At 63.0% G+C, this 20487-nt stretch carries 20 protein-coding genes; 11 read left to right on the top strand and 9 right to left on the bottom strand.

Annotated elements, in window-relative coordinates:
* Positions 1-4: 4 nt before the first annotated feature.
* Positions 5-826 carry an enoyl-ACP reductase FabI gene (gene fabI / locus NKJ15_RS07625; RefSeq protein ID WP_352449903.1) on the bottom strand — a complete coding sequence of 274 codons (822 nt, stop codon included), beginning with the start codon at positions 824-826 and terminating at the stop codon, positions 5-7.
* Positions 827-1398: 572 nt separating this feature from the next.
* Between fabI and NKJ15_RS07620 the strand changes: the two genes are divergently transcribed.
* The 4 genes from NKJ15_RS07620 (at position 1399) to NKJ15_RS07605 (ending at position 6512) form a co-directional block, all read left to right on the top strand.
* Positions 1399-2979 (top strand): hypothetical protein, encoded by a 1581-nt coding sequence (locus NKJ15_RS07620; RefSeq protein WP_352470667.1) that lies wholly within the window; start codon positions 1399-1401, stop codon positions 2977-2979.
* Positions 2980-3063: 84 nt separating this feature from the next.
* The gene (locus NKJ15_RS07615) at positions 3064-4086 is read left to right on the top strand and encodes a phosphatase PAP2 family protein (RefSeq protein ID WP_352449905.1); all 1023 of its coding nucleotides are present in this window, start codon (positions 3064-3066) and stop codon (positions 4084-4086) included.
* Between the two features lie 9 nt (positions 4087-4095).
* Positions 4096-5643, top strand: coding sequence for a S8 family serine peptidase (locus NKJ15_RS07610; RefSeq protein ID WP_352612392.1), 1548 nt, complete (start codon positions 4096-4098; stop codon positions 5641-5643).
* A gap of 167 nt (positions 5644-5810) precedes the next feature.
* Positions 5811-6512 (top strand): adenylate/guanylate cyclase domain-containing protein, encoded by a 702-nt coding sequence (locus NKJ15_RS07605; RefSeq protein WP_352501968.1) that lies wholly within the window; start codon positions 5811-5813, stop codon positions 6510-6512.
* Positions 6513-6647: 135 nt separating this feature from the next.
* Here NKJ15_RS07605 and NKJ15_RS07600 read toward each other — a convergent pair whose 3' ends face one another.
* Positions 6648-7574 (bottom strand): DnaJ C-terminal domain-containing protein, encoded by a 927-nt coding sequence (locus NKJ15_RS07600; protein WP_352501969.1) that lies wholly within the window; start codon positions 7572-7574, stop codon positions 6648-6650.
* A gap of 100 nt (positions 7575-7674) precedes the next feature.
* Entirely contained in the window at positions 7675-8136 is a 462-nt protein-coding gene (locus NKJ15_RS07595; RefSeq protein ID WP_352470671.1) for an RT0821/Lpp0805 family surface protein, read from the bottom strand.
* 39 nt (positions 8137-8175) lie between these two features.
* Between NKJ15_RS07595 and pdxH the strand changes: the two genes are divergently transcribed.
* Positions 8176-8793 carry a pyridoxamine 5'-phosphate oxidase gene (gene pdxH, locus NKJ15_RS07590; RefSeq protein ID WP_352470672.1) on the top strand — a complete coding sequence of 206 codons (618 nt, stop codon included), beginning with the start codon at positions 8176-8178 and terminating at the stop codon, positions 8791-8793.
* A 181-nt stretch (positions 8794-8974) separates the two neighbouring features.
* The gene (locus NKJ15_RS07585) at positions 8975-9334 is read left to right on the top strand and encodes a hypothetical protein (protein WP_352681146.1); all 360 of its coding nucleotides are present in this window, start codon (positions 8975-8977) and stop codon (positions 9332-9334) included.
* 72 nt (positions 9335-9406) lie between these two features.
* On the opposite strand, the gene NKJ15_RS07580 is transcribed toward NKJ15_RS07585, so the two are convergent.
* Together NKJ15_RS07580 and NKJ15_RS07575 are read right to left on the bottom strand one after the other, a co-directional pair.
* Positions 9407-10159: a crotonase/enoyl-CoA hydratase family protein gene (locus NKJ15_RS07580; protein ID WP_352681144.1), complete on the bottom strand. Its 753-nt coding sequence runs from the start codon at positions 10157-10159 to the stop codon at positions 9407-9409.
* Between the two features lie 53 nt (positions 10160-10212).
* Complete coding sequence (locus tag NKJ15_RS07575) at positions 10213-11976, bottom strand: acyl-CoA dehydrogenase family protein (RefSeq protein ID WP_352501974.1); 1764 nt, start codon at positions 11974-11976, stop codon at positions 10213-10215.
* Between the two features lie 122 nt (positions 11977-12098).
* On the opposite strand from NKJ15_RS07575, the gene NKJ15_RS07570 reads away from it, so the two are divergent.
* From NKJ15_RS07570 to NKJ15_RS07560, 3 genes are all read left to right on the top strand, one after another.
* Entirely contained in the window at positions 12099-12479 is a 381-nt protein-coding gene (locus NKJ15_RS07570) for a type II toxin-antitoxin system TacA family antitoxin (protein WP_352501975.1), read from the top strand.
* Positions 12476-12979: a GNAT family N-acetyltransferase gene (locus tag NKJ15_RS07565; protein WP_352501976.1), complete on the top strand. Its 504-nt coding sequence runs from the start codon at positions 12476-12478 to the stop codon at positions 12977-12979. The genes NKJ15_RS07570 and NKJ15_RS07565 overlap by 4 nt, the downstream gene beginning before the upstream one ends.
* Before the next feature lie 138 nt (positions 12980-13117).
* Entirely contained in the window at positions 13118-14275 is a 1158-nt protein-coding gene (locus tag NKJ15_RS07560; RefSeq protein ID WP_502906873.1) for a glycoside hydrolase family 25 protein, read from the top strand.
* 21 nt (positions 14276-14296) lie between these two features.
* Here NKJ15_RS07560 and purD read toward each other — a convergent pair whose 3' ends face one another.
* Positions 14297-15574 (bottom strand): phosphoribosylamine--glycine ligase, encoded by a 1278-nt coding sequence (gene purD / locus NKJ15_RS07555; protein WP_352737074.1) that lies wholly within the window; start codon positions 15572-15574, stop codon positions 14297-14299.
* A 156-nt stretch (positions 15575-15730) separates the two neighbouring features.
* Between purD and ubiA the strand changes: the two genes are divergently transcribed.
* Positions 15731-16714 (top strand): 4-hydroxybenzoate octaprenyltransferase, encoded by a 984-nt coding sequence (ubiA, locus tag NKJ15_RS07550; RefSeq protein WP_352681219.1) that lies wholly within the window; start codon positions 15731-15733, stop codon positions 16712-16714.
* Here the strand turns inward: ubiA and NKJ15_RS07545 are convergent, their stop codons facing one another.
* The 3 genes from NKJ15_RS07545 to NKJ15_RS07535 form a co-directional block, all read right to left on the bottom strand.
* The gene (locus NKJ15_RS07545; protein ID WP_023674094.1) at positions 16715-17281 is read right to left on the bottom strand and encodes a DUF6101 family protein; all 567 of its coding nucleotides are present in this window, start codon (positions 17279-17281) and stop codon (positions 16715-16717) included. It lies immediately after the preceding gene.
* Positions 17282-17466: 185 nt separating this feature from the next.
* Complete coding sequence (locus NKJ15_RS07540) at positions 17467-18897, bottom strand: FAD-binding oxidoreductase (protein WP_352814713.1); 1431 nt, start codon at positions 18895-18897, stop codon at positions 17467-17469.
* A gap of 18 nt (positions 18898-18915) precedes the next feature.
* Complete coding sequence (locus NKJ15_RS07535; RefSeq protein WP_352814711.1) at positions 18916-19878, bottom strand: L-threonylcarbamoyladenylate synthase; 963 nt, start codon at positions 19876-19878, stop codon at positions 18916-18918.
* Between the two features lie 159 nt (positions 19879-20037).
* Here NKJ15_RS07535 and NKJ15_RS07530 point away from each other — a divergent pair, with 159 nt between their 5' ends.
* The gene (locus tag NKJ15_RS07530; RefSeq protein ID WP_352681134.1) at positions 20038-20469 is read left to right on the top strand and encodes a hypothetical protein; all 432 of its coding nucleotides are present in this window, start codon (positions 20038-20040) and stop codon (positions 20467-20469) included.
* Positions 20470-20487 lie beyond the last annotated feature (18 nt).

The following is a 20487-nucleotide window of genomic DNA, read 5'->3' as shown; positions in this document are numbered from 1 at the left end:
GGCGTCAGTCCTTGACCGTCGAAATATCCGGCGCGTCGACCGCCTTCATGCCGACGACATGATAGCCGGAATCGACATGATGGATCTCGCCGGTGACGCCGCGCGAAAGGTCGGACAGGAAATAGACGCCGGAATCGCCAACCTCCTCCTGCGTGACCGTCTGCTTCAACGGCGAATTGTATTCGTTCCATTTCAGGATATAGCGGAAATCGCCGATGCCGGATGCGGCAAGCGTCTTGATCGGGCCGGCGGAGATCGCGTTGACACGGATCTTCTTGGCGCCGAGATCGACGGCCAGATAGCGCACGCTGGCTTCGAGTGCCGCCTTGGCAACACCCATGACGTTATAGTGCGGCATCACCTTTTCCGCGCCGTAATAGGTCAGCGTGAGCAGCGAGCCGCCGTCGGTCATCAGCGCCTCGGCACGTTTGGCGATGGTGGTGAAGGAATAGACCGAAATATCCATGGTGCGCAGGAAATTGTCGCGCGTCGTCTCGACATAGCGGCCGGTCAGTTCGTCCTTGTCGGAAAAGGCGATTGCGTGGACGAGGAAATCGAGCTTGCCACCCCAGTGCTTGCTGACATTTTCGAACACCGCATCGAGGCTGGCCGGGTCGGTCACGTCGCAATGGCCGGCGACATGCGCGCCCAGTTCCGCCGCGAGCGGCTCGACGCGTTTCTTGAACGCCTCGCCCTGATAGGTCAGCGCGATCTCGGCGCCATGGTCGACACAGGCCTTGGCGATGCCGTAAGCGATCGAGCGATTGTTGGCGATGCCAAGGATAAGGCCGCGCTTGCCGGCCATAAGGCCCCGTCCACCCGCCATGTCAGCGCTCTCCGAAAGGTTCTCTGCTTTGTGGAGTGCCTATCGCACAGCCACAGTGCCCCTTCAAGCGTTCAAAGCGGACAGTTCGGGGGACAAAAGCGTTTGCTCAACAGCGCCGCGCGTCCTTTGGACGTGCAAAGGACGCTGTAGCGCTTTGACCTTGCAGTCATGGGCCGGTGGGAAAATCCGACACTGGGTGTCCGTGTGGCACGGCGGAAGAGGACCCTTTGGCGGAAGTTCGTTGGCCAGCGGCCGAAGTCACGCTCATGACCCCGAGCCGACAATGGGACCGCTTACATCGAACGACCGCTTGATGTCGCTACCGAGTCCTTCCGTCACAGCAGAATTCCCGTCTCGAATCCTTTGCCACGTGTAGGTTTGACCTCACGGAAGCCGAGAATTACAGATAGACTTATATTAGCAGATGCTATATTAGGGTGCGGGGACGCGAGGGGCCGCTAGTGTACTCGGATTGCCGTCCTTTCCTTAGATTGATTGGGCCATTCGCGATTGAGAGCGCGGATGGCGCGGACGTCACGCCGCATGGCAGACGGTCTAAGGCGCTCTTGGCCATGCTCGCCCTGGCACCCAACGGTACGCGGAGCCGAAAATGGCTGCAAAGCAAGCTCTGGAGCACTCGCGGCGAGGAGCAGGGTGCAGCAAGCTTGCGGCAGGAGCTGTCCGAGGTTCGGAAGTCGCTCCGCAGCGCCGGCATTGATCTAATCTCGACCGATCGTGATGTGGTTCGACTCGACGTCGCTTCGATCGGCATCGATTTGAACGATCCACCCGAAGGCTCTGCCACGCGTGATCTGCTTGAGGGCCTCGATATTCGCGATCCAGAGTTCGAGGATTGGCTTCGTGAGCAAAGAAGCCAATGGCCCCGGCCTCGCACAGTGCCAGCAAACGTCTCTCCTGTTGCCGCGGCAGATCAGTTGTCCGGACAGCGAAGCGCCTCACTTCTGAATTCGTCGCGGCTATGCTTGGGCCTGGTTCGCGATGCCAGGTGGACGGAGGGCTCCGCTAACAGGGCCGTCAGCGACCTTGTCCTGGATCTGGTGGTTCGATCGATCCTGAATTTCGAAGTGGTCGACGTCGTGGATTTTCAAGCGCAGGGACCGCTGACCCAAGCGCCTGACACAGCGCTACCAGACTGGCTGTTGCAAACCAGGGCAACGGTGGTGGGCGACAGAGTGGGCCTGACATTTGCATTAATTGCGCCCGGTGACAGCCGGCTCTTGTGGTCGCATACGGATTTTCTCGAGCCGGCCGACCTGACTGGCCCGGCGAGCCTGAAGCTGATGTCGTTGGTCAATCAGATCGTGTTTTCGATCCTCGAATTCGTTCTCGATCCTAAGTCCATTCGCGACGAGCCCCGACACCGGGCGTCTCGGCTTGCATTGACAGCGCTGCGACAGGTATTCCGCATGCGCGATACGGACCTGGATTCGGCGGAGCGCATGCTCGCCGAAGCATATGAGCTCGACCCGCGTAGCACGTATCTGGCGTGGCAGCTGTTTGTGTTTGTCACCCGCTTTGGCGAGAGACGGGTCGGCCGCTCGGGCACCTTTCACGATCAGGTTCGGGAATGCGCCAGTCGCGCCGTCGAAGTGGCCCCCTTCAATCCTATCACCCTGGCGTTGGCCGCTCATGCCCATTCGTTCGTCTTTCGTGAATACGCACAGGCACTGGAACTCGCCGATCGAGCGATAGCCGCTAACCCGCTACAAGCCATTTGCTGGGACATGCGCGCCTTGACGCTCGGCTATCTCGGCGAAGTGAAGCGTGGCTATGAGGATGCGATGCGCGCACGTGCACTGGGCGGGCCTCCCCTGTATCGTTACTGCATCGATACCACGTGCTGCATCTTGGCAACTCTGAACGGGCGCTTCGAGGAGGGGATACGTCACGGCGAGCGTGTCCTTGCGCAGCAACCCACATACCTACCCGCTTTGAGATACTCGGCTGCCTGCCACGGGCATTTGGGGCAGACTGTGGAGGCAGTTCGAACTATCGAACGCTTGCGCGCCTGGGAGCCGGATTTCTCGCTCGAGCTGCTTTCGGAGGAGAATTATCCAATTGCAGGCGTACTCGGAGTTTCGGTTATCAAGAGCGGGTTGTCGCGGATAACGCTGCCAAGGTACGCACCCTAGCGCTGCGCACCGCAGGCGTTACGTCGAGGCTCCGACCACCAGTTGGCGCGGATCAAATTTAGAAGCTTTAGTTGAGGGGTGGACATGATGTCGACAATTGATCTTAATAACAAGTTGTTTAGCGCCCGATTCTTAGTAAGTGGATCGGCCATAAGGCAATATCCGCTGATATTGGGTGACGCAAGTCCTGAAAAATCTCTTGAGGAATACATCAAAAATAGAGGCGGCGAAAAACTGCATCCTTTCGCGTCTATGATGACCAAGAGCAGCGTTCTGTCGATTCAAGAAGAGCAGATCGTGATAACGATTTCTGATGACCCTGTGGAGGGTGCCATGCGCCTTTCGCCAGCCTTCCTGGCGGGGCCGAGCGCAGGTCGAGGTCGAGGCAGGGGCAGAGGGCGCGGACGAGGACGGGGACGCGGCAGGGGGCAAACGGCTTTCGAAACTGGCGAGGAGGCTTTGCCGGCGTGGCACGACAAGCGTGCCTTGCACAGGATCGGACTAAGCGTCGCCAACAAATATCTCGGTGCGATCTGGGAGGACATTCTTATCGATCCCCCGCCCGGACCTTCAGAGAGCCTCAGGGAGACAGAAGCGCTTATCGATCTGCAGAAGAGGAGGGAAGGTGACCCGCTGCGGCGCGAGGAGATCGTCCGCCAAGCATCGTTCGGGATTTTGGACTACACGGCACCGCTCGGAATAGACACTCTCGCGGGCTTCGAGGGGACATGCGCATTGATCGTTGCGATCCTCGAACTCACGGAGGAGATCGGGCTCAACTACAAAGATCGATTCAATCGGCCACGGCCCAACATCATTGAGCCGAGGCTGCGGCCGGCGCTTCCGGTTCCTTCGCACGCTTCCTACCCGTCCAACCATTCATTTCAGTCATTTGCAGTGGCGAACGTTCTGCAACGGATGCTGCCCGAGCACGCCGGCGTAACCGCGGTTTATGAGCGCGCCCGCCGGGTGGCCGAGAACAGGGAATGGGCCGGGCTGCACTACGCCAGCGACACCGATGCCGGCGAGGAACTGGCTGCGCGCATTTCTCCGTACTTGGTGGACGCGATGGATGAAACGATCAGACGCGCCCAGAGCGAATGGTAGGTGGGTGCCATGATGGACGACATCAAGAAGGGCGAAGGCCATCTTTGTTATGACTGGTATCACTACCTGTGGCACCTGATCGCAATCGGCGCCTTACGCGATCGTCCGCGCATCCCTGAAGCGCGGTTGCCGCACGAGGCCGCATACCTGCTGGAGGCCGACGCCTGGGATTTGTTGGGTACTGACAAGCCCGGTTACGGCGAGGTCATTGCCCAGATCGATACGGGAGTGAACTCAAGCCATCCCAATCTCGAGCCTCGTATCCTTTCTGCGGTCAGCTTCGCTGCTCACCCTTTCGGGTTGAGTTACGTCACACCCAAGCAGCAACCGCTCGTCTTGCGAGGGCCGGAAAAAAAGCAGAGCAAGAGCTTTGTGGGCGACGATACCTGGGCGTGGGCGGCAAGCCTGATCAAATCGAGGAACAATGCGCAGGAAGTCGAGGTTCAGAAATCGCTGCTTCGAGCACTGAAAGATGGGCGCGGCGTAATTCAGGAGACTGCTGAGACCTCGCGTATGCGCTACTCAGCGCACGGGACCGCCTGCGCCGGGCTGATGGTCGGCGCCCCTGCGGCCCCGCCCACGAAGTTGAGGCAATTTAGCAACGGTGAAGGCGCAATACCTTATTGGGGGGTCGCCCCAGGCGCTGAACTCCTGCCGATCGAGATTTCAGCACGGCCCGACGCAGCGCAGCTCATTCTGGCGTTCCTCTATGCCCGCGACCAGAAGGTTTCAGTCATACACTTTCCCCGGGAAGTACCCGATCCATGGCGAGCGCACCGTTCCTATCCTGGATATGGCGACAGCAGATATACTTCGGTCGAACAGGCAAAGCCAATTTGGGATTATTTCGAGACGCTTTTCGAGGCGATCAGCGAGGAAATCCCCATCATCTGCGCAGCCGGCAACGATGGCTACGACCATCTGATTTACCCGGCGAGCAAGGCCGGCGAAAGCAATGGCGTGGTTGCGGTGGCGGCCGCCACTTATCTGGCGAGACGTTCGGCATATTCCAACTACAGCGGCGATCCGACCGACAATTCCGTCACCATTTCCGCGCCGTCCGACGACCAGGAGGTGTGTACACGCTGCCAAATACGACTGGACCGTGAGTCGCTGCGTTCACGTGACCACAATTTCGAGATCTACGAGAAGCTCCCCCAGGTTGAATACGCGCCGCAGGGCGTGCTCACCACGGACATCCCGGGCCACCACGGCTATTCCGGCGGACAGCTGGAAGGAATCCAGCCACCGGGCGTCGAAAGCAGAGACCGCGCCGGGCTCTACACAGTATTTGGCGGAACATCTGCAGCCTCGGCCATCGTCGCGGGAGCAGCCGCTTTGTTGCAGTCGAAACATCGCTCCACCGGTAGGCCGCTCAACGGCATAGAGGTTAAGGCGAAGATGACCCAGTCAGGCGCAAAGGAGGTTTCATGGCCTTGGCTTAAAAAAGCTGACGTTCCGATTCTACCGGACAGCCCTAATTGCGAGAGAAGGGTGCCTTCGTTCGATCAGCAGTTTGGAGCGGGGCTGCTTGACCTCCGGAAGTTGCTGAGCTGAGGGTCCCGCCGAATTTTGACTAAAAGGTCGGCTGCAAGCCGCCAAAGCCGGGCCCGAATGGATTTCTGACGTAATTCTGACGTGCCCGCCACGGCGGGCTTACGATCCGCCTACGCCGTCCAGTCATATTCGAGCGACATTTGAAACCGCTCGGGGGCCGGACTCCAATGCATCCGATCACTGCCTATACGAATCCACAGACTGACCGCGTGCTCCCGTCATTCGGCATGGGTGAAACGAAATTCCAGCGCGCCATCGCCACGATCATGTTTACCGACGTGGAGGACTCGACCGGCTTGGCGAGCGCACTTGGCCTGATCGAAACCACGCGGTTCATGATCGAGCACTTCACGTTGACCCGCCAGGTCGTGGTGGCCAATGGGGGGATCGTTCAAAACTTTACAGGCGACGGCGTGCTAGCTCTCTGGCTGGGGAGCGAAATGACGCCCAGCGAAACGGCGCTAAAGGCGCTGGCCGCCGTCGCGGAACTGGTACCGGAAATCTCGCTCGGCAACGCTTGGAAGCGTTCAATGGGCTCCCTGTCGCGCCGCATCAGGATCGGCTTACACTCCGGCGAGGTGATGTTCGTCAACGATCGCCAGCGGGATTTCTCTTTTCTGGTCGGCTCGGAGGTAAATTTCGCCCGCCACGTCGAGCAGGCTGGCAAGAGGGAGAATGGCGCAGGCGTCGATGCGCTGGTGATGGTCAGCGGTGCGACCCTCCACCTTGCTGGCCTGGCGACTGCATCGATCGACCCCTACAAGCTTGTGCGGCTAACCCCCGCCGAACTGGCTCATCGCCAGTCGGTCGACTGGCCTCGACCGTGTTCGCGAAGCGGAACTATGGCGCGTGCAAATGTCGGCCTTTGAGGCGTTAGCTGACGTTGAACCTACTTCGGCCAAATGGCGGCTCCTGGCGCTGGTTGCTCGTTTCCTGTCAATAACCGACGCGGCATGAAACCACTCACGCCCGCTTACGACGTCAAGCGCCGGCCTTTTCGACCGTCAGCGCTTTCGCCGGCGCATCAGCGCCTCTAGCTCGGCGTCGCCGCCTTCCGGCAGCATCAGCCGCACGTGCGCGTAGAGGTCGCCGTGACCGCCGGCCTTTTCCGGCAGGCCCCTGCCCTTCAGCCGCAGAACCTTGTCCGAGCTCGACCAAGGGGGGACGTTGACCGCAATCCTGCCGGTCGGGGTTTCGACTGCCACCTTGGCGCCATGCACCGCATCGGCCAGTTCCACCGGCAGGTCGACATGCAGGTCGCGGCCCTCGACGCGGTAGCGCGGGTGCCGGCGGAAACGGATCTTGACCAGCGCATCGCCCGGCTGCCCCGGTCCTTGCTCACCCTGGCCTTTCAACCGGATGGTCTGGCCGTCCTCGACATAGGCCGGCAACTTGACCGCCATCTTGCGGCCGTCGGGGAACATCGCCGTCACTTTCTCGGCGGTGGCGGCTTCCTCGATGGTGACGTCCAGCGTCACGTTGAGATCTGCGGCCGTCGGCGCCTGACGGCGGCCGCCCGTGCCGGCGCCGCGCTGCTGGCTGAAAGCATCGCCGAAGATCTGGCTGAAGATGTCGCTGTTGCCGTCGAACGGGTCACCACCGGGACGGCCCGTGCGGAATTCGAAATGCGCGCCGCCCGGCCCTTGCTGCCGGCGGAAACCGGCGAAAGGATCGGCGCCGCCGGCCGCACTCTCGAAACCCTGAAACCGCGGTTTGCCTTCGGCGTCGATCTCACCGCGATCGAAAGCCGCCCGGTTCTTCTCGTCGCCGACGATCTCGTAAGCCTGATTGGCGGCGGCAAAACGCTCCTTTGCCTTGGGATCCGGATTCTGGTCCGGATGATACTTCTTGGCGAGCTTCCGGTACGCCGATTTTATGTCCTTGGCCGATGCGTTCTTGGCAACGCCCAGCACCTCATAGGGGTCGCGCATGCTTACTGCCCTGGAGAAGGAGTGGTTCCATGATCGCCTCCTATATGCGCTTGCATAGGAAGAAATTCCAGTGGCTTACCGCTATATAGCCGGCGGAAAATCAGAGCGCCTTGAAGTCCTGCATTCGCCAGGCGCTGCCGCCGGCCAGGCATACTTCGCCTTTGAACAGCGCGACGCCGTCGAAGCTCTCGCGCGACGCGGTGAAGCGACGGCATGTCTCACCGTTAGCCCTGAATTCTGCGAGCTCGGTGATGGAGCCGCGCGAGCCGGTGTCGGCATTCGCCCAGGGAATGGCCTGCCCGGCCAGTTGCTCGACGTCGGCGGAGGACACGGCGTTGCGGATCGTAGCCTGGTCGGAAGCGCGGTCCTGATCGAGCGGCGTGACTGAGGCCGGCGTGCTCGAGGTCAGTATCGAGCGGTCCACCTCCGCCTGCTCCAGGCTGAAGCCGCCCCCGCCACAGGCGGCAAGCGGCAGGATGATTGTCACGATCATGGCTTTGGCGCTGGCCGAAGCGATAACGCTCCATTGCCCACTGTCAAAAGCTTGCGCGATACGCGACAATCGGCAATCTCCCCAGCCGGCGACAAATTTGGGAAAACTATGAGCGAAACCGGGTTAACAAGCGGTGACTTTACCGAGGCGGCGGAGCCGTTCCGGCTTTTTGCGGCGTGGCTCGACGACGCTACGAAGAGCGAGATCAACGACCCCAACAGCGTGGCGCTGGCGACGGTCGATGCCGAGGGCATGCCGAATGTGCGAATGGTGCTGCTCAAGGGGTTCGATGAGGGTGGCTTTGTCTTCTACACGAATTTCGAGAGCGCCAAGGGCCGCGAGATCCTTGGCAGCATGAAAGCAGCGATGTGCTTCCACTGGAAATCTCTGCGCCGGCAGGTGCGGGCGCGGGGCCCGGTGGAGATTGTCACCGACGCCGAAGCCGATGCCTATTATGCGACGCGTCCGCGCGGCAGCCGCATCGGCGCCTGGGCCTCCAAGCAGTCGCGGCCGCTGGAAAGCCGCTTCGCGCTGGAAAAGGCGGTTGCCGAATATACGGCGCGCCACGCGATCGGCGAGATCCCGCGGCCAAAACACTGGTCGGGCTTTCGCATCGTGCCGCAGAGCATTGAGTTCTGGCACGACCGTCCGTTCCGGCTGCACGACCGTGTCGTGTTTTCGCGCAACGCCGAGGGCGGCTGGGACAAAATGAGGCTTTATCCGTAGGCACGACGGTGGAGCGCCGATCTCCCCCTTGTGGGCCCTTGTGGGGCAGATCGGCAGCTTCCGCACCGGCGCCCATTTTTTCAGCCCTTCTTCCTGGTCATGAAGGCGGCCAAGGCCGGGCCGCTTCTGGCGGATTTCCAATTCCCACGATCACGATCTCGTGTGCGTGAAACGTTCCAGCTTGCCGGAACGAACCAGGAAAGGGCTCAACGCGCCGCTGGCGCAAATTCAGGAGGAAACAATGCATTCACTCAGGTTGGTCACGATGGCCGGTCTTGCCTGTCTCTTCGCTTCGCAGGCCTTTGCGGAGGATGCGATGGGGACAATGACGGTGATGAAGGGTGGGGAGGTCATGGCGATCATGCCCGATGGGCATATGGGCACCATGATGCCCGACGCGAAGATGAGCGCCGAAATGATGAAAATGGCGAAACCGATCAAGCATTGCATGATGTTGATGACCGACGCCAAAGGCAAGACATTCATGATCGACACGTCTTCGGCAAAGGCCCAGGCCGAATGTAAAAAAATGGCGATGTGACAAAGAGATCATGGCAAGAAAACCCGCCGGTTGCTGCCGGCGGGTCCACGATGCGAGACAAGGCCAGAAGGTCTAGGCCTTCTTCCTGGTCATGAAGGCCGTCAAGGCTGCGCGGGCCTCGTCGGATTTGAGCCGCTCGCGGAAATGCTGGCTTTCTTGGCCGATGCGCTCGACAAGGGCGTCGCGCGAGCCGCGCATCAGGTCGCGCGCGATCTTCAGCGCTTGCGGCGGTTTGGCAGCGATCTGGCCCGCCGCCGCCAATACCGATGCTTCGAGTGCCTCTTCCTCGACCACCTCATAGATCAGCCCGGCGGCCTTCGCGCGCTCGGCCGAAAAGCCCTCGCCGAGGCCAAGCAGCGCGAAGGCGCCTTGGCGGCCGAGGATCTGCGGCGCGAGCAGGCTCGATCCTGCCTCCGGCACAAGGCCGAGATCGACGAAGGGCGTTCGGAATAGTGTGCGCCGCGTGGCGAACGTCAGGTCGCAATGTAGGTTGAGCGTGGTGCCGATACCGACGGCAATGCCGTCGACGCCGGAAACCATCGGCTTTTCCACCTTGGCCAGCGCCATCAGGAAATCCCAGACCTCGGAACCGCCTTCGCCGCCCGAGGCGACGACCATGAAATCGGCAAGGTCGTTGCCGGACGAAAAGGCACCGGGCACGCCGAGAAAGACATGGACGCGGATCGCCGGATCGGCGTCGCCGCCGGCAAGAGCCGCCGACATCGTCGCGTACATGGCGCGGGTCAGGGCGTTCTTCTTGTCCGGACGGTTCATGCGGATGATCTGGATGGCGCCCTGGCGCTCGACGAGGATGTGGTCTGTCACGGATTGGTCCTTTGTGAATTTCGGGCCTTTGTGAATTTCGGCGCGTGCGAACGTCAGGCTGAAATCAGCGCCTTGCCGGCAACGGCAAGGCTGTCGGCGCCGCCGACGACGCGCTCTTTGAGCGCGGCCACTTCGCCAAGCAGGTTCTCGGCGAAGAACCGGCAAAGCGCGATGCGGTTTTGGTCGGCAAGCGCGCCGCGCGCCAGATAGGCCCCGCCCGCGGCAAGCGAGATCAGCGTGAGATAGGGTGTGGCGCCGGCCAGCGCCTCGTCCGAACGGCCTTCGGCCTGCAGGTCTTGCAGCAAACGGGTTACCTGGGAGAGCTCGTCGAGCGCCTGGTCGAGGCGATCGGCGGTGCGGCCGAAGCCTTCAAGGTTCGACGCTCGCACCGCATCGGCGACGGCCTTGAGTTCGGCGATGTAGCCATGCACATGCCGGCCGCCGCCGAGCGGCAGCTTGCGTGTCACCAGATCGATCGCCTGGATGCCATTGGTGCCTTCGTAAATGGGCGCGATGCGCGCGTCGCGATAAAGTGCTGCGGCCCCTGTCTCCTCGATGAACCCCATGCCGCCATGCACCTGCAGCCCAAGCGAGGCGACCTCGACGCCGACGTCGGTCGAAAAGGCCTTGGCCAGCGGCGTCAACAGATTGGCGCGTTCCTGCCAGTGCTTTGCATCTTCGCTCTGCGACGCAAGATCGATGGCGTGGGCGCAGGAATAGCAGATGGCACGGGCAATCTGGGTCAGCGCCTTCATGGTCAGAAGACTGCGCTGGATGTCGGGGTGATGCACGATCGGCGCCATGCCGGCACCGCGATAGCTCGCCGCCTTGCCTTGGCGGCGATCGTTTGCATAGGCGAGCGCCTTCTGCGTCGCCGCCTCGGCGACCGCGACACCCTGAATGCCGACGGCAAGGCGCGCATTGTTCATCATGGTGAACATGCAGGCGAGGCCCTTGTTCTCCCCGCCGACCAGCCAGCCGATCGCGCCGGGCGCGGTGCCTTCGAAGCCATCGCCATAAATCATCGTGCAGGTCGGCGAAGCGTGGATGCCCAGTTTGTGCTCCAGCCCGGAGCAGAAGACGTCGTTGCGTGCGCCCAGCGCGCCATCGTCTCCGACCAGGAATTTCGGCACCAGGAACAACGACAGGCCGCGTGTGCCGGCCGGCGCGTCCGGCAGCCGCGCCAGCACCAGATGGATGATGTTGTCGGTGAAATCGTGCTCGCCATAGGTGATGAAGATCTTTTGCCCGAAGATGCGGTAGGTGCCGTCGCCGGCCGGTTCGGCGCGGGTTCGCAAGGCATTCAGGTCCGACCCTGCCTGCGGCTCGGTCAGGTTCATGGTGCCCATCCATTCGCCGGAGACCAGCTTTTCCAGATATCTGGCCTTGAGTGCCTGCGAGCCATGTTTGTCGAGTGCTTCGACCGCGCCCATGGTCAGCGTCGGGGCGATGCCGAACGCCATCGAGGCGGAGTTCCACATTTCGAGCGCGGCGACGCCGAGCATGGCCGGCAGCGCCTGGCCGCCATACGCTTCAGGCGCGGACAGCGCATTCCAGCCGCCGCCGATCCAGCGGCGATAAAGTTCCTTCCAGCCGGGCGGGGTGGTGACGGCAGCGCCGTCGAGCACCGCGCCTTGCTGGTCGCCGATCTTGTAGAGCGGCGCCACCTCCTCACTGGCGAAGCGGCCGGCCTCGGCCAGAATGGCGTCGACGAGGTCCTCGCCGAGTTCGCCAAAGATGCCGGTATCGAGCGCCGGCTTCAAGCCGGCGACATGCTTCAGGGTGAAGGCGATCTCCTCGACCGGTGCCCGATACATGGCGCTCGCTCCTCCTCTGTCCGGCTCTCCTCAGTCCGGCAGGTCAACTCAAGATCCGTGCCGACGCTCCCCGTCCACCTCGTTTTACGTAAACGTCAAACTTTGTCACGCGGATTTTGCAGTTGCTGGCTCGTCTGCAAAATTATTTAGAGCCGGACGACGCACTTGATTTGTACGGCTATTTCCCGTACAAGGCAGTATCAGGGGTGACGATAATGCCAAACCAACAGACCCGCACCGCCCGTCTCGAAGCCCGTATTTCGCCGGATATGCTGGACGTGGTGAAACGTGCCGCCGAAATCCAGGGCCGCAGCGTCAGCGACTTCGTGGTCGCCGCCGCTCAAGAGGCGGCCCAGCGTACTATCGAGAACACCACCATCATGCGTATCTCCATCGAAGATCAGCGCGCCATGATGGAGGCGATTCTCAATCCGCCCGAGCCTAATGAGGCACTGCGCAAAGCTGCCGACGCCCACAAACGGCTGGTCGTCGAAACCCGGTGACTTTCGCCGTCATTATCGAACCGCTCGGCGGATCGCATGATCGCAAGGCGTTCAGCTGCGGGGTACCGGCGCTCGACCGCTACATTCGGGAGCAAGCCAGCCAGGATGTCAAACGCCGAGTCGGCAATTGCTTTGTTGCCGTGGATCGCGATGGCGGCGCGATCGCCGGATATTACACTTTGGCGGCGTCGAGCATACCAATCGCGTCCTTGCCTGACGAACAGACAAAACATCTGCCACGCTACCCGGTTCTGCCCGCGATATTGGTCGGCAGGCTGGCCGTCGATGCCCGATACCAGCGGCGGCGGGTCGGGTCGGCGCTGATCGTGGATGCGCTACGACGTAGCGTTAGCGCTGCCCCAGCAGCCTTCGCGTTGATTGTCGATGCCAAGGATGACCAGGCGGTCGCGTATTATCGCAGGCATGGCTTCACCTCGTTTCAGAGCCGCCCGCTATCACTGTTCCTGCCCATAGCAACAGCGTTGAAGCTATTTGGCTGACAATCGCAACCATCGCTTTGCTCTTGAGGAGCACCAAGGATCGCTTCTCCAGCGCTCCAACTCGCCCACTCGGCACCCGAAGCATTTCCTTAACCATGGCGGTTCAGGATTTGGCTTTGGCCAGCAAGGATCTGCTGTTTGAAAACGCCGGCGCGCCCCCTTGTCCGCTCAGCGCTTCTCCTTGTCGCGGCCGCGATGACCCTGATGCTGACGCCGGCAAAGGCCTCGGATTTCTCCGAACCGTGGAAGGATGCCGACCGGGCGCTGGTCGTCGACGCCTACGAATACAATTCCATCGACTGGACCAGGCTTGCCACCGACAAGCGTCTTGTCGGCTTCATCAACAAGGCATCCGACGGAATGCCGCCACCCTATTTCTGTTTCGGCGACGAGACCGAGACGCGGCTGTGCAAGACGCTTTGGAAGCGCCATGCGGTGGCGCGTGAGCTGTTCCAGACGCGCAAGGTTGTGGCCAAGGCGCTTGGCTTGAAATGGGGCGCCTATCACCTCGCCCGCCCCGGCAACCCGGTCGGCCAGGCCAATCATTTCATCGAGTTCGCCGAACCCGGGCCGGACGACCTGCTTGCCCTCGACATCGAGGACGACGACCCGACGCAGTGGATGTCGCTGGACGACGCCGAAGAATTCGTCCGCCAGGTGCATCGGCGGCTCGGCCGCTTTCCGGTGCTCTACACCAACGGCACGACCGCCCGGCACATCGCCGACAACAGATACAAATACCAGCTGCTGTCGCGGCTGCCGCTGTGGTATGCGCGCTACAAGCCAGACATCGGCGTGCATTTTCCGATGGGCAACTGGCAGGGTTATGCGCTCTGGCAGTTTTCGGCGCGAGCAAACTGCGGCCGGTTCCGCTGCCCTTACAGGGTCGCGGGCACACCCAACGATATCGACGTCAGCGTCGCGCCGATGAACGCCACGGAATTGCGCGCGCAGTGGCCGTTCGGCGGCCTGATCGACGTGCAGCCGGATTATCTCACCTCGATACCGGTGCCGCTCTCACGCGAGGCGGGGCTCGCCGGCGGCACCATCACTTACGCCAGCGTGACGCCAGCAAGCGTCGAGGAGATGGTCGCGGTATTCAGGGCGCGCCTGGCCAGGTTCAGCAGCGGCTTTCAAATGCCTGCGGCGAAGGCGGCGCCGGGCCTTCTGCGCGGGATTGCCGAATATGTCGCCTGGACGCGAAACGAAAAGCGTGCGGCATCGGTGCCAGGATTTGTCTCCACCGCCGATGCGGTCAGCAGCGTCTCGACCGAATTCGACCACGGCTTGCGCTGAGGCCGAAGGCAGCCCGAAGCATCAGTTCGCCTGCTCGCGCGCCACCGCCAGCCAGCCAATGTCGCGGCGGCAAAAGCCTTGCGGCCAGTCGATCCGGTCGAGCGCGGCGTAAGCCTTCTTCTGCGCCTCGCCGACGGTGCGGCCGGTCGCCGTGATGTTGAGCACGCGACCGCCATTGGCGACGAGTGCGCCGCCGTTGATGGCGGTGCCGGCATGAAATATCTCGACGCCCTCACCCGCCGCCGCCTCGACGCCGCGGATGACCGAGCCCCTTTCCGGCGTGCCGGGATAACCCCTGGCTGCCATCACCACGGTGAGCGCCGCCTCGTCGCGCCAGCGCACCGAAGTATGCGCCAGCTGGCCGTCGGCGGCTGCGTTGAGCAGGACGAGCAGATCGTCCTTCAGCCGCATCATCAGCACCTGGCATTCCGGGTCGCCGAAACGGGTATTGTATTCGATCAGCTTCGGCCCGCTGTCAGTGATCATCAGCCCGGCGAACAGCACGCCGGAAAACGGCGCGCCTGTTTCAGCCATGCCGCGCATGGTCGGCTCGACGATCTCGCGCATGGTTCGGTCGATCATTTCCGGCGTCATCACCGGGGCCGGCGAATAGGCGCCCATACCGCCGGTGTTCGGGCCGGTGTCGCCGTCACTGAGGCGCTTGTGGTCCTGCGCGGTGCCGAAGGGCAGCGCGGTGGTGCCGTCGCACAGGCAGAAGAAACTTGCTTCTTCGCCGACGAGAAACTCCTCGACCACCACTTCCGCGCCGGCCTGGCCGAAGGAGCCGTCAAAACAGGCGTCGAGCGCGGCCAGCGCCTCGTCAAGCGTCATGGCGACGGTGACGCCCTTGCCGGCAGCGAGGCCGTCGGCCTTGATGACGATCGGCGCACCCGTCTTCTCGACATAGGTCCTGGCCGAAGCCAGATCGTCGAAGCGGCCATAGGCGGCGGTCGGGATGCCGTATTTGGCGCAGAGGTCTTTGGTGAAACCTTTCGAGCCTTCCAGCCGTGCCGCTGCCTTTGACGGTCCGAAGACGCGGATGCCCTCGGCGCGCAGGTCGTCGGCAATGCCGGCGACCAGCGGCCCTTCCGGCCCGACCACGACGAGGCCTATTTCATTCTCGCGGCAAAACCGGACCACCGCTGCGTGATCGGCAGTATCGAGCCTCACCAGTTCGGCTTCGTGGCCGATCCCCGGATTGCCGGGCGCCGCGTAGAGTTTGGTCAGCAGCGGCGACGCCGCGATCTTCCAGGCCAGCGCATGCTCTCGTCCGCCAGAGCCGATCAGCAAAACACGCATGCCCAGATTCCTCGTCATTCCAAGACCAGGACTGCGCTATTGCGCCGCGCGCGACGGGTCAAGACATTTGGCTGCCGAAGCGCCGATTGCGCGTGGCGAGCGTGCGGGGGCTGCTTGACGCTTGACGGCATTCGCCTCTGCTGCCACTCCAGCAAAATGGAAACCGTCCAGTCGAAAGCGGCCCAGGGCCGCGTCGCAGATGCGCCGAGCGGCCACTGGGTCTATCGCGTGCTGCCGCGGCGGTTGTGGCCCTATGCGCAGCTTGCCCGGTGGGACCGGCCGATCGGCTGGCAATTGCTGCTGTGGCCATGCTGGTGGTCGGCTGCGCTTGCCGCGAGCGCCTATCCGCGTCCGACGGACCCGCTTTTCTCTCTGCTGCCGTCGCCGTGGTATCTGCTGCTGTTTTTTCTTGGCGCGTTCGCCATGCGCGGCGCCGGCTGCACCTACAATGATTTGGTCGACGAGGACATCGACAACCAGGTGGAACGCACGCGCTCGCGGCCGCTGCCGGCCGGCAAGGTCACGCGCCGGCAGGCCTGGATGTTTGTTGTCGTGCAGGCACTGGTCGGCCTTGCCGTGCTTTTGCAGTTCAACAGCTTCGCCATCTTGCTCGGCATCGGCTCGCTGGTCATCGTCGCCGTCTACCCGTTCATGAAGCGGTACACCAATTGGCCGCAACTCGTTCTCGGCCTTGCCTTTTCCTGGGGAGCGCTGATGGGATGGGCGGTCGAGTTCGGCGATCTCGATGGGCCGGCAATCATGCTCTATATCGGCTCGATCCTGTGGGTGATCGGCTATGACACGATCTATGCGCATCAGGACAAGGAAGACGACGCCATCGTCGGCGTGCGCTCGACGGCGCGCCTGTTCGGCGACAATACCAAGGCGTGGCTGGCCGGGCTTTATGGCGGAGCGCTGGTCTGCTTCGCCATCGCCTTTGCCTCGGCACAGGCACCGGTGCCTGCACTGGCCGGGCTGATCGCCGCCGGCGCGCATCTGGCGCGGCAGATCGGCGTGCTCGACATCGACGACCCGGACCAGTGCCTGAGGCTGTTCAGATCGAACAACCAGGTCGGCTGGCTGATCTTCCTCGGCCTGATCGGCGGCGCGGCCTGGGTGGCGCTGAAGCCGCTGGTTTAGCTACTCCCGCGAAATGAGCTCCTCGCCGCCGATGACCAGCCTGAGGCCGAGGTCGCCGGCGCGGCGGCGGGCGAGGAAGCGCGGGCGGCGCATGGTCGAGACGCGACCCTTGCGGCGGTCCTGCGCCGGCAGCGCCTTGATGGCGGCGCCGAGCGATTCCTCCAGCGTGCGGGCAATGCCGTCGGCCTCGATCAGCAGCATCGGCAGGCGGTAGGCGTCGGCCCAGGCGCGCCAGTCAGCGGCGACGTCGTCGAGATCGTCGGCGACCAGCAGCGGCACCGACAGCATCGGGTCATTGTGCAGAAGCTCAAGCGTCACTGTGACATTGCCATCCGGATCCTCCATCGCGCGGGCGGCGACGCCGCGAAACGCGTTGGCGGGCAGAGCGATGATCGCCGGCACGCCGCTCATCTCCAGCGTGCGGCGGATAACCGCGCCGCGCTGGTCGATGGTGAAGGTAACGTCGCCATAGTCGTCGCGGGTGGCGTAGCTCACCACTTGCGGCAGGCGGAATGGGTCGAGGCGCATATTGCGCCCGGCCCAGACTGGCTTCAGTCCAGTGTTCATATCGTGCCTTCCTGTTTCTCCTGAGAGCCGGTGTTTCCGGTTCTCCGGGCCGGTTTTCCCAGCCTCGTTTGTGGAGAAACATTAGCGCGGGCTTCTTATCTTCGCGCTTAAGAAAGTCGGTTAAATTTTGCTGATCCGGGGCGGATGGTTATCGGAATGCGAACCGGCGCGGGCCGGCGAAAGGATCAGATAACCTTACCCGGATTCATGATGCCGGCCGGGTCGAACGCGGCCTTCACCCTGCGCATCAGCTCGATCGCCATCGGCGGCGCCGTCGCGATCAATTCGTCCCGCTTCAACTGGCCGATGCCGTGCTCGGCCGAGATCGAGCCATGAAACGAGCGCACGACCTCGTGCACGGCCTTGTTCATGACGTGGTAAAGGCCGAGAAACGCCTCGTCATCGCCGTCGACCGGCCGGGAAATGTTGTAGTGCAGATTGCCGTCGCCCATGTGGCCGAAGCAGACGACGCGCGCGCCGGGACTGACCGATTGCACGGCGCCGGCGGCCTTTTCGATGAAGGGCGGGATTGACGCCACCGGCACCGAGATGTCGTGCTTGATCGAGGCACCTTCCGGCTTCTGCGCCTCGGGCAGCACCTCGCGAAAATTCCAGAACGCATCGCCCTGGGCCATGCTTGCCGCGATCACCGCATCGCCGACGATGCCTTGCTCGAGGCCTGCCTCCAGCACCTCCTCGATCAGCGCCCCGGCATCGTCGGCCGAACGGCCCGACGAGATCTGCATCAGCACATACCACGGCCAATCGCCGGCAAGCGGCCGCACCACGCCTTGTGCGTGGGCAAGCGTGAAGTCGTAGGGCCTCTGGCCGATCAGCTCGAAGGCGGTGAGCGCTGCCCCTGCACGGTCCATCGCAAGACTGAACAGCGACAGTGCCGCCTCCGGCGATGACAGGCCGGCAAACGCCACCTCGCGCCCCTTGGGCTTGGGGAACAGCTTGAGCACGGCGGCGGTGATGATGCCGAGCGTGCCTTCCGCGCCGACGAACAGGTTCTTCAGATCGTAGCCGGTATTGTCTTTTTTCAGCTTGCGCAGATCGTCGAACACTTCGCCGGTCGGCAGCACCACTTCGACGCCGAGGCAGAGCTCGCGCGCATTGCCGTAGGCAAGCACGCCGGTGCCGCCGGCGTTGGACGAGAGATTGCCGCCGATCTGGCAGGAGCCTTGCGCGGCAAGCGACAGCGGAAACAGCCGGTCGGCGGCATCGGCCGCTTCCTGCAACGTCTGCAGGATGACGCCGGTTTCGACCGTCACCGTGTTGGACAGCGTATCGATCTCGCGGATGCGGTTCAGCCGCGACAGCGACAGCACGATCTCGCGGCCAGATGCGTCCGGCACCTGGGCGCCAACCAGCCCGGTGTTGCCGCTTTGCGGCACGATGGGCGTGCCGGTTTCGGTCGCCAGCCGCATGATGCTGCTGACCTCCTCGACGCTCCCCGGCCTCAGCACCAAAGCCGTCCTGCCGTGCCAAAGTCCGCGCCGCTCGGTGAGGAAAGGCGCGATGTCCCGCTGATCGCGCAGCGCATATTTGTCGCCGACGATTGCCGCAAAGCGGGCGACGACGGCGGGGTCGAGATCGGGGGAAATGTCGTTCATGGGTGGAAACTATGGTGCTCAATCCATCTTGTCACGCGGGGCGGCGGCGCGCGAAAGCCGGTCGTTGATCGCCTCGCCCAGCCCTTCGAACGGGATCGGCTCGACGGCGATGGTTTTGGCGCCACTGTCATCGAGATCCTGCAGATGGGCGAAGAGATTGCTTGCCGCCTCGCGCAGGTCGCCGGTCTCCGACAAGTTGCGCAGGGCGGCTGCATCGCGCCAGCCTTCGGCACGGCGGCGGCCGAAGGCCAGCAAGGCTTCGCCCCGTGCGACCTCCGCAGCATTGAGCCGCACCGCCGCACCTGGCGCATAGTGCGAGGCGAGCATGCCGGGCGCCTCGACGACCGAAGCGCCGCGCAGCAACTTTGACCCGGCCACCGCTTCGATCTCTTCGGCGGCAATGCCGCCCGGCCGCAGCAGCCGCAGCTTTCCAGCTTCAACCTTGACAATGGTCGATTCCAGCCCGACCGGCGTCGCGCCGCCATCGACCACAAGCTTGATCCGGGGACCGAGATCGGCGGCCACGGCATCGGCCGTCGTGGCGCTGATCCTGCCCGAGGAATTGGCGCTGGGCGCCGCCAGCGCGCGGCCGAACCTGGCGATCAGCTCGCCGCCAAAGCCTTTCGGCATGCGCAGCGCGATCGTTTCCAGACCGGCGGTGACCAGCGGATGAATGCCGTTGCCGGGCCGTTGCGGCAGCACCAGCGTCAGCGGCCCCGGCCAGAATGCCTGCGCCAATCTTTCCGACAGCGGATCGAACAGCGCGATGCGCTCGGCCATCGCCGGGTCGGCTATATGGGCGATCAGCGGGTTGAAGCGAGGGCGGCCCTTGGCTTCGAAGATACGAGCCACGGCAACGCCATTGGTCGCGTCGCCGGCCAGCCCATAGACGGTCTCGGTCGGGATGGCGACGACATCGCCGCTCTCGAGCAGCGCCAACGCCCTTTCCATCGCCTCGCCGACGGCACGAATTTCAGCCACTGTCGTCACCTCACGGATGCGGGTGCCTAATACGCTGACGCCGACGGAGCAAGTCCGGGCGTAGGCGAATCGCAAATCGCTAAAATGCTCTGTTTCCCCGCAAGCCGGCATCAACTGCCCTCGGCTACGGTGCCGTCTTGTTGGGCAAGGGGAATTATCATGCTTTCGATGCGTATCGTTGGAGCGCTTGGTCTGGCGTTTATGGCCGGCACGGCACAGGCCTCATCGCTCGTTTTTCTCGGGCAAACGACGGCGACGCCTTCGGTTGTAAGTGCCGGCGCGCTCGAACGGGCGAAAACACCGTCGATCGTCGCGCTCGGCGAGAAGTTGCCTGACGTCAATGAAAACGTCGCCGATGAAAAGGTCGCGGCAATCCCGAGCCAGCCGAGTCATGGCTTCGACGGAAGTCCGATGATCATTCGCGGCGGTATCGTCGGCGATGCCTTTGCAACGCCCGCGCCCAAGGCCGCGCCGGCCACCGCTGCCGCGCCCGCCGCGGACAGCAAGGCCGACCCAAAGGTCGCCAGCAAAACCCCTGAACCAGCTGCGCAGCAGCCTGCGCCGCTAGCAGCTCCCGACCAGCCGAAATAGCGCCACAAGCGATGATTT

This window comes from Mesorhizobium sp. M0207, from assembly GCF_040321995.1.
Lineage (GTDB): Bacteria > Pseudomonadota > Alphaproteobacteria > Rhizobiales > Rhizobiaceae > Mesorhizobium.
This window is presented reverse-complemented; position numbering and strand designations above follow the sequence as displayed.

Bases quoted from the DNA above. Each gene is read 5' to 3' on its own strand.
- fabI (WP_352449903.1), bottom strand. From the start codon at position 826: ATGGCGGGTGGACGGGGCCTTATGGCCGGCAAGCGCGGCCTTATCCTT.
- NKJ15_RS07620 (WP_352470667.1), top strand. From the start codon at position 1,399: ATGCTCGCCCTGGCACCCAACGGTACGCGGAGCCGAAAATGGCTGCAA.
- NKJ15_RS07615 (WP_352449905.1), top strand. From the start codon at position 3,064: ATGATGTCGACAATTGATCTTAATAACAAGTTGTTTAGCGCCCGATTC.
- NKJ15_RS07610 (WP_352612392.1), top strand. From the start codon at position 4,096: ATGATGGACGACATCAAGAAGGGCGAAGGCCATCTTTGTTATGACTGG.
- NKJ15_RS07605 (WP_352501968.1), top strand. From the start codon at position 5,811: ATGCATCCGATCACTGCCTATACGAATCCACAGACTGACCGCGTGCTC.
- NKJ15_RS07600 (WP_352501969.1), bottom strand. From the start codon at position 7,574: ATGCGCGACCCCTATGAGGTGCTGGGCGTTGCCAAGAACGCATCGGCC.
- pdxH (WP_352470672.1), top strand. From the start codon at position 8,176: ATGAGCGAAACCGGGTTAACAAGCGGTGACTTTACCGAGGCGGCGGAG.
- NKJ15_RS07575 (WP_352501974.1), bottom strand. From the start codon at position 11,976: ATGTATCGGGCACCGGTCGAGGAGATCGCCTTCACCCTGAAGCATGTC.
- purD (WP_352737074.1), bottom strand. From the start codon at position 15,574: ATGCGTGTTTTGCTGATCGGCTCTGGCGGACGAGAGCATGCGCTGGCC.
- ubiA (WP_352681219.1), top strand. From the start codon at position 15,731: ATGGAAACCGTCCAGTCGAAAGCGGCCCAGGGCCGCGTCGCAGATGCG.
- NKJ15_RS07545 (WP_023674094.1), bottom strand. From the start codon at position 17,281: ATGAACACTGGACTGAAGCCAGTCTGGGCCGGGCGCAATATGCGCCTC.
- NKJ15_RS07540 (WP_352814713.1), bottom strand. From the start codon at position 18,897: ATGAACGACATTTCCCCCGATCTCGACCCCGCCGTCGTCGCCCGCTTT.
- NKJ15_RS07530 (WP_352681134.1), top strand. From the start codon at position 20,038: ATGCTTTCGATGCGTATCGTTGGAGCGCTTGGTCTGGCGTTTATGGCC.